At 30.2% G+C, this 12,419-nt stretch carries 14 protein-coding genes; 11 read left to right on the forward strand and 3 right to left on the reverse strand.

All coding sequences use genetic code 11. From position 1 onward, the window contains the following. Positions 1-146: 146 nt before the first annotated feature. The 9 genes from mnmE (at position 147) to ACSV4D_RS11030 (ending at position 8,257) form a co-directional block, all read left to right on the forward strand. Positions 147-1,550 (forward strand): tRNA uridine-5-carboxymethylaminomethyl(34) synthesis GTPase MnmE, encoded by a 1,404-nt coding sequence (gene mnmE / locus ACSV4D_RS10990; protein WP_439228313.1) that lies wholly within the window; start codon positions 147-149, stop codon positions 1,548-1,550. Between the two features lie 148 nt (positions 1,551-1,698). Continuing rightward, positions 1,699-2,826 (forward strand): site-specific integrase, encoded by a 1,128-nt coding sequence (locus ACSV4D_RS10995; RefSeq protein WP_439228314.1) that lies wholly within the window; start codon positions 1,699-1,701, stop codon positions 2,824-2,826. Between the two features lie 11 nt (positions 2,827-2,837). Then, positions 2,838-3,722, forward strand: coding sequence for a hypothetical protein (locus tag ACSV4D_RS11000; RefSeq protein WP_439228315.1), 885 nt, complete (start codon positions 2,838-2,840; stop codon positions 3,720-3,722). A gap of 85 nt (positions 3,723-3,807) precedes the next feature. Next, positions 3,808-4,095 (forward strand): helix-turn-helix transcriptional regulator, encoded by a 288-nt coding sequence (locus ACSV4D_RS11005; RefSeq protein ID WP_439228316.1) that lies wholly within the window; start codon positions 3,808-3,810, stop codon positions 4,093-4,095. 89 nt (positions 4,096-4,184) lie between these two features. Continuing rightward, the gene (locus ACSV4D_RS11010; protein ID WP_439228317.1) at positions 4,185-5,381 is read left to right on the forward strand and encodes a primase-helicase family protein; all 1,197 of its coding nucleotides are present in this window, start codon (positions 4,185-4,187) and stop codon (positions 5,379-5,381) included. A gap of 229 nt (positions 5,382-5,610) precedes the next feature. After that, a complete protein-coding gene (locus ACSV4D_RS11015; protein ID WP_439228318.1) occupies positions 5,611-6,486 on the forward strand; it encodes a toprim domain-containing protein in 876 nt (291 codons plus the stop codon). Positions 6,487-6,580: 94 nt separating this feature from the next. Further along, positions 6,581-6,880, forward strand: a complete 300-nt coding sequence (locus ACSV4D_RS11020; RefSeq protein WP_439228319.1) for a plasmid mobilization protein — start codon at positions 6,581-6,583, stop codon at positions 6,878-6,880. Continuing rightward, positions 6,877-7,761 (forward strand): relaxase/mobilization nuclease domain-containing protein, encoded by an 885-nt coding sequence (locus ACSV4D_RS11025; RefSeq protein WP_439228320.1) that lies wholly within the window; start codon positions 6,877-6,879, stop codon positions 7,759-7,761. The genes ACSV4D_RS11020 and ACSV4D_RS11025 overlap by 4 nt, the downstream gene beginning before the upstream one ends. A gap of 4 nt (positions 7,762-7,765) precedes the next feature. Then, entirely contained in the window at positions 7,766-8,257 is a 492-nt protein-coding gene (locus ACSV4D_RS11030) for a hypothetical protein (protein ID WP_439228321.1), read from the forward strand. 534 nt (positions 8,258-8,791) lie between these two features. On the opposite strand, the gene ACSV4D_RS11035 is transcribed toward ACSV4D_RS11030, so the two are convergent. From ACSV4D_RS11035 to ACSV4D_RS11045, 3 genes are all read right to left on the reverse strand, one after another. Then, positions 8,792-9,304: a hypothetical protein gene (locus ACSV4D_RS11035; protein ID WP_439228322.1), complete on the reverse strand. Its 513-nt coding sequence runs from the start codon at positions 9,302-9,304 to the stop codon at positions 8,792-8,794. Then, positions 9,304-9,594 (reverse strand): hypothetical protein, encoded by a 291-nt coding sequence (locus ACSV4D_RS11040; RefSeq protein WP_439228323.1) that lies wholly within the window; start codon positions 9,592-9,594, stop codon positions 9,304-9,306. Before ACSV4D_RS11040 ends, ACSV4D_RS11035 begins: the two co-directional genes overlap by 1 nt. 360 nt (positions 9,595-9,954) lie before the next feature. Then, positions 9,955-10,152, reverse strand: coding sequence for a hypothetical protein (locus tag ACSV4D_RS11045; protein ID WP_439228324.1), 198 nt, complete (start codon positions 10,150-10,152; stop codon positions 9,955-9,957). 127 nt (positions 10,153-10,279) lie between these two features. Here ACSV4D_RS11045 and ACSV4D_RS11050 point away from each other — a divergent pair, with 127 nt between their 5' ends. Further along, positions 10,280-10,477 (forward strand): helix-turn-helix domain-containing protein, encoded by a 198-nt coding sequence (locus ACSV4D_RS11050; RefSeq protein WP_439228325.1) that lies wholly within the window; start codon positions 10,280-10,282, stop codon positions 10,475-10,477. 3 nt (positions 10,478-10,480) lie between these two features. Beyond that, a complete protein-coding gene (locus tag ACSV4D_RS11055; RefSeq protein WP_439228326.1) occupies positions 10,481-12,409 on the forward strand; it encodes a site-specific DNA-methyltransferase in 1,929 nt (642 codons plus the stop codon). Positions 12,410-12,419: the final 10 nt, after the last annotated feature.

Below are 12,419 nucleotides of genomic sequence, written 5' to 3' on the forward strand. Positions count from 1 at the left end.
TTAAACAGCTTTTAAAATTAAACATTCGGTAACTGAATTAAAGATACGATTTTAACGCTTTAGTTTCCAAAAAATTGTGGTTTTATATTCAGGCTTTCCACAATACTTCAGTAGATTTAGTACCTTTACAGCCAATAATTAAGAAAATGCTAAACAACGATTCTATAGTAGCACTGGCCACAGCTTCCGGTTCCGGCGCCATAGCAATTATTCGTATTTCAGGTCAGGATGCGATTGTAATTGCCAATTCGGTATTTAAATCCATCAAAAACAAAGATTTAACAAAGCAAAAATCCCATACCCTGCATCTGGGGCATATCATTGACGACTCCAAAACACTGGATCAGGTATTGGTTTCTATATTCAAAGGTCCTAATTCCTATACAGGCGAAAATACCGTTGAAATTTCCTGTCACGGTTCTACTTATATCCAGCAGCAGATTATTCAGTTACTCCTTCGAAAAGGCTGTCGCATGGCCGATGCCGGGGAGTTTACACTTAGAGCTTTCTTAAACGGAAAATTGGATTTATCGCAAGCCGAAGCGGTTGCCGATTTAATTTCATCTGATAATGAAGCTTCGCATCAAATTGCAATGCAGCAAATGCGTGGCGGATTTTCGAATGAAATTGCCAAACTGCGTGAAGAACTATTGAATTTTGCTTCTTTAATCGAACTCGAACTGGATTTTGCTGAAGAAGATGTCGAATTTGCCGATAGAACTCAGTTTAACGAATTAATCAACCGAATCGAATTTGTTTTAAAACGACTGATTGACTCCTTTGCTATTGGGAACGTCATCAAAAACGGAATTCCTGTAGCCATTGTAGGCGAACCAAACGTTGGGAAATCAACACTTTTAAACGCTTTATTGAACGAAGAACGCGCCATTGTTTCGGACATTGCCGGAACAACGCGGGATACTATCGAAGACGAATTAGTCATTGGCGGAATCGGATTCCGTTTCATCGATACGGCCGGAATTCGTGAAACTCAAGACGTAGTAGAAAGCATCGGAATCAAAAAAACTTTTGAAAAAATCGAACAGGCACAAGTAGTTCTTTATTTAGTTGACAGTTATGAGTTGTCCGTTGTGAGTTTGGAAGCACTAAAAATTGAGATTGAAAAAGTTAAAAATCAATTTCCCTTAAAACCACTTTTGATTGTTATCAATAAAATGGATTTACTTTCAGAAGAAAAAATTAAGTTAATTGAAACACAACTCACAACACATAACACACAACTTCAATTTATTTCTGCCAAAAACAAAGTAGGAATTGATGAGCTCAAAAACCAACTCCTATCTTTTGTCAATACCGGAGCTTTACGCAACAACGAAACTATTGTGACTAACACCCGTCACTATGATTCGCTTTTAAAAGCCTTGGATGAAATCCAGAAAGTAAGATTTGGTCTTGAAACCAATCTTTCCAGTGATCTGATGGCATTAGATATTCGCGAAGCCTTATACCATTTTGGAATGATTACCGGACAGGTTACTAATGATGAATTGCTTGGAAATATTTTTGCAAATTTCTGTATCGGGAAATAAAAGTGCTTTACTTAAGTTTCTTTAGCTTTCTATTACTTGACTACCATTGAATTAGCTGTATTTTTACTTTCTTATGTTATCTTTAATATATACATTTGTTACACTCAATGTACACCTTTAAGTATAAAAGGTGTAAAAATGTACACCTATGAATATTACTTTAAAGAAAAAGAAATTACAAAATGGAAAGTTTAGTCTATATCTAGAATACTACAAAGGCTCTACTCTAAACTTAGAAGGAAAAAGAATTCACTTAAGAGATTTTGAATATCTAAAGTTATACCCATATCAAGATCCAAAGACTGCTGCTGAAAAAAAAGAGAACAAAGAAATTGACACTTTGAGTGAACAAATTTTATCAATCAGGAAAGCGGAATATTTTCAAGGTAAATTTGATATTAAAAATACTTCAAAATCAAAAAGAACATTTTTAGATTTTTTCATAGAGAAAACAGAGGAAAAAATTGATTCTCCTAAAAACTATGGAAACTGGACTGCTACCTTAGTCCATTTAAAAAAATGTATTTCAGCCAACTTAACTTTTGAAGAAGTTGATGAAAATTTTGTCAAGAGAGTTCGTAACTACTTTGACAAAGAAGCCAAAACGAAAAGTGACACTCCCCTATCATTAAATTCAAAATACTCTTATTACAATAAATTCAAAGCTTGTTTAAGAGCTGCATTTGATGATGGTTATTTATCAATTAATTACGCCTCAAAAACGAAATCATTTGAACAAGCTGAAAGTCAAAGAGAATACTTGACTTTTCAAGAATTACAGCAATTATCACAAACGGAATGTAAATATGAAGTACTAAAGCGTGCCTTTCTTTTTTCTTGTTTAGCAGGTTTGCGCTGGTCGGATATTAACACCCTTGTTTGGTCAGAAGTGAGAGATGAAGACAATATAAGTAAAGTAAATTTTAGGCAAGAAAAAACAGATGGGGTTGAATATCTATATATTTCTAATCAAGCCCGTGAACTGCTAGGAAAAAGAAAATCACCTTCAGAACGAGTTTTTGTTGGATTGAAATACAGTGCAGTTTACAACAATGAAATTGTTCGCTGGTGCAATCGTGCCGGAATATCAAAACATATTACTTTTCACAGCGCGAGACACACTAATGCAGTACTCTTACTTGAGAATGGAGCTGACATCTACACCGTTTCTAAAAGATTAGGACACCGCGAAATACGCACTACTGCAATATATGCTAAGATTGTGGATCAAAAAATGAAAGAAGCAGCGAACTTAATACCAACTTTACACATTTAAATTTTATTTACATGAAAATTATAGGATATTCCATAGTAATAATATCATTTCTATCAATTCTTTACCAAGTTGTATTAACGGTCTTATACTTAAAACCTTTTATACTTGATAGTATTTTAAAAAGAAAAAAATCTTGGAATCCTTATTATGATCCAACATTTACAATTTTGTTTAGTTGTTTCTGTATTATAACAATAGGATTTACTTACGTTTTGGTTTCCGATAATAAAATAACTGATTATTCAATAATAATTTATGCGATATTAATCCTTTTCGTAAATACTTTTTTTTCTCTTATTTTTTTTAATAGAAAAAGGCTAATTCAAAGAAAAACTATAGAACAGATACAATATGAACTGGATGAACAGAAAGAAATTGAACAGCTAGAATTTAAACAGCACTTAGATATAGACAACCAAAACCCTCCAAAAAAAATAAGATTAGTTGATGTCGAGGTAATAACACAAAATTTAGAAAAAATAGTTAAAACTAATTCCGAAGAAATTGTTGAAAAACTAAAACCTAAAAAATCAATTAAAATAAATTCAGATACGATAAATTACAATTCTTGTTTTTCCGAAAAACAACTTGAGTATCTATGGATAACTCTAAGCGACAACAATATCATTGATGAAAATTGTTCCAAAGATTTTTTTTGCAAAAATTTTTTAGTGAATCCACTTGTAATAGATATGGAAACAATAAGTCTCTATCATTTTCATAAAGAAATTAATAAATTAATAGATAAAAAAATTTCTCAAATTAGTTTTATTGAATTCTTTCGTGATGAGTATAACAATCCCTTTAATCATGGTACATTTAGAAATTATTCCAATAAACCAGATCATAAACTAATTAATGTTTTTAAAAATATTTTTGACAACTTTCCAAACTAAACTTTTATTACATTGTAATGAATGTAATAATTCAAACACTTGCTTTTACTGACATTTGCTCCCATAACGAAAACACTTATATCTTATGGAAAGCAATGTAATTCTTCAAAAATTGACCCAATTAGAAAAACTTATAATTGGAACTAACAAACAAATCTTCACAGTAGATGATGTTGTAAACTACACGGGGTTCTCAAAAAGTTATGTATATAAGCTTGTGCATAATAACATCATACCTTTCTCAAAACCAAATAATAGAACTCTCTTTTTTACTAAATCAGAGATTGATGAATGGTTATTACAAAACAAATCAAAATCGATTTCTCAAATTGAAAAAGAAGCTAGAGAATATACAAATGCTGTAAAAAAATAAAAGCGTTCAATTCTGCCAAATTGTAACGCTTTATTTTAACTCTAACTGTGTTGTATCCCACAAAGATACAATAAAAATCATATTGTATAATGAAAAATTTGTATTTAAGAATAGGTACTTACTATTTTAAGAAATCCCTATACCCCTTATCTTCAGGAGACTTTGTTGAGATTTTAGTTATATGGTCTCCTGAATTAATCAGACAAGATCATGGTAAAAACGTGCTATCAGAAATTGAAAAATATGATGGTTTTATTTGTATTCCTGAAAACCGCCCTGAGTTCTTTCAAAAAAGAATTAAGGACTATTATAACACGTATCATCAAATAAGTAAATCGCCTTGCGAAGGTGATATTAGCAACACTATTAACTTTTTAACTCATATTTTTGGTGAACAACTTGAATTAGGTATTGACTATCTGCAGCTAATTTACTTAAAACCAACTCAAATTTTACCTATCCTTTGTTTAGTTAGCAAAGAACGTTCTACAGGGAAATCAACTTTTCTAAAATGGTTAAAAGAAATCTATGAATACAATTTAACCTTTTTAACGAACAATGACTTTACTTCAAATTTTAACTCCGACTGGAGTTCTAAACTTTTAATTTGTATAGATGAAGTTTTGTTTAAAACAGATGAACTAACTGAACGCATCAAATATCTTTCTACAACAAATACTCACAAAACAGAAGCAAAAGGGAAAGATAAAAAAGAAAGTTCCTTTTTTGGGAAATTTATTCTCTGTTCTAATAATGAAACTTCATTTATTAAAATAGATGCTGATGAAATTCGATTTTGGGTTATTAAAATTAATCGGTACAAAAAAGAAGATGTTGATTTCTTAAAAAAACTCATCCAAGAAATTCCTGCATTCCTATATTTTCTAACCAATAGAAAATTATCAACTGAAAACCAGTCTCGAATGTGGTTTACTCCGGCACAAATCAAGACCAAAGCTTTAGAAAAATTAGTTCGATACAATTCAAATAAAATAGAGAGTGAAATAGCTAACACTTTATTGAATGTCATGGAGAGCATTGATGCTGAGTTTTTAGAATTATGTTTCTCTGATTTACTAAATATTTTAAACAAATTCAAGATCAAATACGATGCTGTTGAAATAAAAAAAATCATACGTGATAATTGGGAATTATCTCCTGCCACAAACTCGAATAAATACCAAAAAATAACAGTAACAAATGATTTAGATTTTTATCAAAATCAGGCTAAAGGAAGGTACTATACAATTTCTAAGATTTTTTTAGCCGAAAAATTGATGACGTGATGACAGCATGGTCTCAGCCCTTTATTCATAAGGCTTAAGCTTGTCATCAATTTGTCATCAAAATTAAAAGTGATGACAGAAAAATGATGACAAACAAAAATTAAGAGTAAAAATTGATGACGTGATGACAAATTGATGACAGCGCAATCCCTTACCACCATTGACCTTAAAGGCTACTGTCATCACGTCATCAATTTTTTTACTTTTTTAACCCCAAAAACAAAAAAGCATGAATTCAGCTCAAGCTAAAGAAATTTCAATAGAAAAAGTACTTCAAAAACAAGGCTATTTTCCATCAAAAAGCATTGGTTATTGTAACTGGTACCTATCGCCTTTTAGACCCGAGAAAACCCCCTCTTTTAAACTTGATTTAAAACTAAATAGATGGTTTGATCATGGAGAACAAAAAGGTGGAAATGTAATCGATTATATAGTTTATAAATTTAACTGTTCTGTTTATGAAGCATTAAATTATTTACAAGACTTTACAAGCAACATCGGTTCTTTTTCTTTTCAAAAGCAAAATCTTGAAATACCAATCAAGGAAAAACGAGAAACAAATCAAATCGAAAAAATAATTCCCATTCAACACCCGGCTTTAATCCAATATTTAAAAAGTAGAAACATTATCTATTATAATAATATTGAACAACTAAAAGAAATTCATTACACCATAAATGATAAAAAATATTTTGGCTTGGGATTCCACAATAATAGTGAAGGTTGGGAACTAAGATCCAAATATTCAAAAATATGTCTCGGTAAAAAGGATATTACCCTAATAGATAATCAAAGTGTTTTACTTAGAATATTTGAAGGATATTTTGACTATCTCAGTTTTTTACACATTAAAGGGAATCAATTTAGAAAAGAATCAAACTATTTGATACTAAACTCAGCTGCTTTACTAATTAAGAACATATCAGTTTTAAAGTGTTACCAAACAGTCGAATTGTACTTAGATAATGATGAAACGGGAATAAAGTATACCAAATTTATACTAGAAAAATTCACTTATGCTATTGATTGCAGTTGTCTCTATAACGGTTTTAAAGACTTGAACGAATGGTTAACTAGACATCATACACAATGCTTAGGAAAGTAAAAATATATCGAGAGGTGTCAATGTCATGACAAATTGAAAATTTGGCTTACATAGACTTCTCGTTTTTCTCCCGATGGTCGCAAAAAAGTAAAAGATGAAAAAAACTAAAAAAATTGAGTTTAGAGTCACACTCACTGAATACCTAATTATTCAGAAAAAAGCAAAAGAAACTGGATGCTCAACTTCCGAATTTCTTAGAAATACCGCCTTAGGTTATAACGTTACTTACAAATTAACTGAAGAAGAAATTGAGGTTTACAAAGAGCTGAATAAGTTTGCTGATAACTTTAGAAGAATTGGCAACCTATTCAAATTAGGGGATACAACAGCAGTAAAAGAAACTGCTGTATCAACCGCTTTATTAATACGTGAGCATTTAAATAAATTGATATGATAAGTAAAGCAAAATCCTGCCCAGGTGGAACGGCATTATTTAACTATGTTGTAAATGAAAAAAAAGGATATGAACTTATAAGAAATGATCTTTCGGGTACAACTCCCAAAGAGATTTATTCTGATATGCTTGTACTGCAACAACAAAATTTAAGATGTAACAACAATACAATTTCAATTGTTTTATCTCCAACAGTATCTGATGGTAAAAGAATGTCAGATAATCACTTACGAGAACTAACTCAGGATTTCCTAAAAACATTAAATCTTGATCCAAGAATAAATCAGTATATAGCTTTTGTTCATACTGAAAAAGAACACAAACACATTCATATCCTGATGAATCGAGTAAGAACAGACGGAACTTTGATAAAGGATAATTTTATTAGCAAAAAAGCACAGGCAGCAGCACACGAAGTTGCAATAAAGTATAATCTCACTTCTGCAAAAGATATTAAAGAGCGAAAGGAGCTGAAAAACAAGATTACTAACATTGATATTAAAAAAACAATCAAAAATGCTCATTTTGATGTTTTAAAAACTAAACCTAAAAACTTAAAAATATATCAAGAAAAAATGGCTAAAGGCGGTATTCAAGTTTTGCCAACTATTAATAAACAAGGTAACATTCAAGGATACCGTTTCTTGCACGAACCATCAGGAATAAATCTTAAAGCGAGTGAAGTAGATAGAAACTTAAAACTAAATGAACTATTTAGGAATGAAGAAATCATAGCTACTGAACCAGATCTAAAAGAAACTCCATTTCAGGATTGGAAAATCAACTCAGAACTGGTGAATTCATTATTTTCATTACTTTCTATTGATATAGCGGATGATATGGATGATAATTTAAAGAAAAAGAAAAAATTAAAGAGATAATTATATGGCAAAAACACAACCAAAGGTTACTGAGTTAGTGGAAATCCTTTTACAGCAAGTAGCTGTTTTGGAAAAGTCAGTAAATCAAAATAGTCAAACTCAAATTCAGCTTTCTAAAAAGATGGATAACTCCTTCAAAGTCGATGTTTCTGTACTTAAATCGACTCAGAAAGCAATTAAAGAAGATTTGAAAACTGATTTTGAGATTTTTCATGAACAAATAAATAAGAATAATCAAGAGCTATTAAAAATGCATAAAAATGTAAGTTCTAAACGATTATTCTACATTATTCTCTTAAATATTCTTCTGCTTTTAACAACAGGAATTTCGGTTTATATAGCAATTAAAAAGTCTATAAATCAAAACAATTATGAATTAATGATTAATGAGAATAGTGCATTAAAAAATGAGATCAAGACATTTGAATTATTTTTTCTAAAAAACCCAGAAGTAGTAAAAAAGTATAAAAAATGGAATAGAGATGTTCCAAAATAGAACTATCTCTTTGTAACAATCTTTCGAGTTTACACTATCCCAAAAGCTAAATGAAAATATATCATTATAACAAACTAACAATATAACATTATGTATAAGGGAAACTGCTAAAAAACCAGCTAAACCAATTAGATATAAATCCTTAAAATAATAATTTAAATTCTTTATCGTCTTCTCGAGAGACTGACTTTAATTCAATTACTCTAATGTAATGAGTTGTAATATCTGCACAGGATTCTCCACAATCAGGACAGTAAAAAAGATCCTGTTGGGGTTTAATTTTTTTGTAATCAAAACTACAAAAGGAACATATACCTTCAATATGATTTTTCATGATGTTCAAGTTTTTAAGTTTTACGTTCCGATTTCACACTAGCCTGTCTTAAATATATCAATGTAACAATATAACAAAGTAACACTATAACAATATATCATTATAACGGTACAATAATTTTATTGAAATGGAATAAAAATATTTTAAAATAGCCACTCAATTGAGTGGCTTATTTACTTTTAATTAGATGCGTAACGTTTTTAAATATCATATACATCTTTAACATCTCTTTTAATTGAGTTAAATTTTATCGCTTTCTGATATTCTTTTCTTGATACCATTCCATTGACAATATTAATTTTGGATAAATTTTCCACATAAAAATATATTGCAAAACAAAGTACTGGATGCACTTCTTTATTTACAATATAATCAGAAAACATAGAATCTAGTATCTCTGAGAAATCCTTTCCCTCTAATTTTGCCGAATCAGCAAGTTGTTCATTCAAGATTGATGCTCCAATTAGTAATACATTGTTTTCCTGATAAAATTTGAGTAAATCACATCGATCATTATTATTACAAGATTCTAGAAAACTTTCGATCCTATTTAAAAAATATAAATTATAAGTATTTCTACTATACTCAGAGATGGCGACTAAAAATTCTTGAGTAACAATGATTGGATTGTTGTTTACATTAATTTCTTTTTCACCTGTTAAAATTAGGTTGACTAATGATTTAATTGGTTTGTAAAATTCTTTGGTCTCCATTATTTATGCTCGTTTAATAACTTTACAAGAGTATCTTTCTTTACGCTTCTAAGTTTTTCTTCACGAAAAATTCTTTTCATAATTTCCGAATCATTATTAATGGGATACGATTTCTCTGAAAATTGACCGATTTTGTAAATACTATCCCGTTTACGATTTTGCTTTTTCAGATATTCGATATATCGTTGAGCTTTTAATTCTTGCTCTTTAGAAGTTAATACTTTTTTTGGAGTTTGACTAAATATAGTTAAAGAGAATAGGAGTGCCGAAAACAATGCAATTTTTTTCATAGTACCTTATTTGTAGTTAATAAAGGCGCGAGTCTAATATCAAACTGTTACAGAGGAACTCGGATTCCTAAAACCCAGAAAGACTTAGCCCACGCCCTATAAGGCACAGGCGTAAGTCTGACGAAGTTTGGGTTTTTTAGAAGATTCCGAGTTTTCTGTAACCAATTTCGACAGCTTACGCTAGTTGTAATATTTTTGTAAATCTACAAAATGTAAATGATTAAGAAAAGTTATTGATTAAAATGCTTAATTATAAAAATATCTTCACTGTAAAAAGTTATTTCCAGAAAATTCTTTTGAGCTTTTTGAATTAGCTCAAGAATTTTATAGAATAACTTTTTTCTTCGTCCAGTTAATTTTCTATAACTCATTCAAAAAATCTTTAGCTGTAGTCGTTTTTAACTCTCCTTTTTTATACAAATGCATTTCTTCCAGTCCTGCTTTTATATTCTCTAAAACACTATCATTTTCAACAAATGTAATATTTAGAGCTTTTAAAACTTTTTTAATCATTACAAGTTCAGCTTTATTTTTAGGTTTAACGGTTAATTCAATCATAATCAATTGTTTTCACAAAAATAATATAAATTTCAGCCACCCCAAATAGAATGATGATTTAAACGCTCATTATGTGAGATGTTAAACTTTTATCCTTATTTTTGATCACAATAAAAAAAGTTCAAAAATGAACCGAATAAAAGACGTTTTAGAACAGAAAGGAATTAAGCAAAAGTGGTTGGCTGAACAATTGGGAAAGAGCTACAATATGGTAAACTCGTATGCGCAAAATAGAAGACAACCAAGTATAGAAGACTTATACAAGATTGCTGAAATCCTTGACGTTGAAGTCGCAACATTATTAATTGAAAGAAAAGCACAGTAAAATATGGACGGAACAAGTCTTACTCCTGAACAAGAAAAAATAAATGCATTGCGACAAATTTTACCCGAAGCTTTTAGCGAAGGAAAAATAGATTGGGAAAAATTAAAAGCTACGCTTGGAGAAAATATTAATTTTTCTAACGAACGTTACGTTTTGAATTGGGCTGGAAAAAGTGATGCTTTTAAAGTATTACAAACTCCAACAACTAAAACATTGATTCCTGCTAAAGATGAAAGTGTAAATTTTGACAACACCAAAAATATTTTTATTGAAGGTGAAAATTTAGAAGTCCTGAAAGTGCTTCAAAAAAGCTATTTCGGTAAGGTTAAAATGATTTATATTGACCCACCTTATAACACCGGTAACGATTCTTTTATATATCCAGACAAATTCTCTGAAAGTAAAGCCGAATATGAAAAGCGTGTTGGCGACAAAGATGAAGAAGGCTATATGACGAAAGATGGTATGTTCAAAAGGAACAGCAAAGAAAATGGACAGTACCATAGTAATTGGCTCAATATGATGATGCCAAGGTTGTATTTGGCTAAAAATCTTTTGAGACAAGATGGAGTTATTTTTGTGTCTATTGATGATAACGAAGTGCATAATCTTCGACTACTGATGAATGAGATTTTTGGGGAGGAAAATTTTATTGCAGAATTTATTTGGAAATCACGTGTAAGTGAAGATAACAGAAACTTAACAGGTGTTTCAATAGACCACGAATATATTCTTATATTCAGGAAACAGTCTGGTATATTAACTGGAATAAAAAAAGACCTAGAAAAATTTTCAAATCCAGATAATGACTCCAGAGGACCTTGGCGAAGTTCTGATTTGACAGGATTACTTACAATTGACCAAAGACCTAATTGTCATTATGATTTGGTTAATCCAGAAACAGGTATAGAATATAAATGCCCCCCCAAAGGATGGAGATATGAGCCTAAAACAATGAAAATTAAAATTGCAGAGAAGCGTATTTTATGGCCTGATAATCCTGAGGGTAGACCAAGAAATAAGTTGTTTATGAATGAAATGGATTCATTAATGAAAAACATTACTTCATTAATAACGAAAATATCTACAAATGATGGAACAAAAGAAGTTGCAAGTATTATTGGTACAGGATTCTTTACATTCCCAAAACCTGTTAAACTTATTCAGCTTCTTTTAAATCAAGTAATATCAAGGGATGAAATTGTACTTGATTTTTTTGCAGGTAGTGGTACTACAGCACATGCAGTAATGGAACTTAACAAGGAAGATGGTGGAAATAGAAAATATGTTTGTGTACAATTACCCGAACTCTGTGAAGAAAAAAGTCAAGCCTACAAAGCTGGATATAAGACCATCGCAGACATTTCTAAAGAACGCATACGCAGAGCAAGCAAGAAAATAGAAGAAGAGGTTAAGGCTGAAATAAAAAAAATAGAAGCTCAAATAAAAAAACTGCAAGGGGAATTGCCTACAGATGAAAATAAAACAGAAATTGAAAATCTTAAAATAAAAATAAAGCAATTAAAAATACAAGATTTAGGTTTCAAAGTATTGAAATTAGAAGACAGTAATTTTAAACAATGGCAACAAATTGAGGGTAATAATGCTGAGGCTTTAGCAGAGCAAATGAAATTGTTTGTTGATCCAGTTTCAGAATCTGCGACTATTGAAAATATGGTTTACGAACTGTTACTAAAAAGTGGTAAAGACCTAAATAGTACTATTGAGAAGAAAAACAGTTTTTATAAAATTAATAGTTGTGAGTTAGTTTTTGTATTAGAGAAAGCTACTCAAGAAATTATTGATTTCGTAATTGCTGAAAAGCCAATAAAAGTAATTGCGTTAGACAAATTGTTTAAAGGCAATGACCAACTAAAAACCAATACTGTACTTCAAATGAAAGATGTTGGCATTGAGTTTAAAACGATATAAGAGTTTTATT

This window comes from Flavobacterium sp. ARAG 55.4 (assembly GCF_051846875.1).
Classification (GTDB): domain Bacteria; phylum Bacteroidota; class Bacteroidia; order Flavobacteriales; family Flavobacteriaceae; genus Flavobacterium; species Flavobacterium plantiphilum.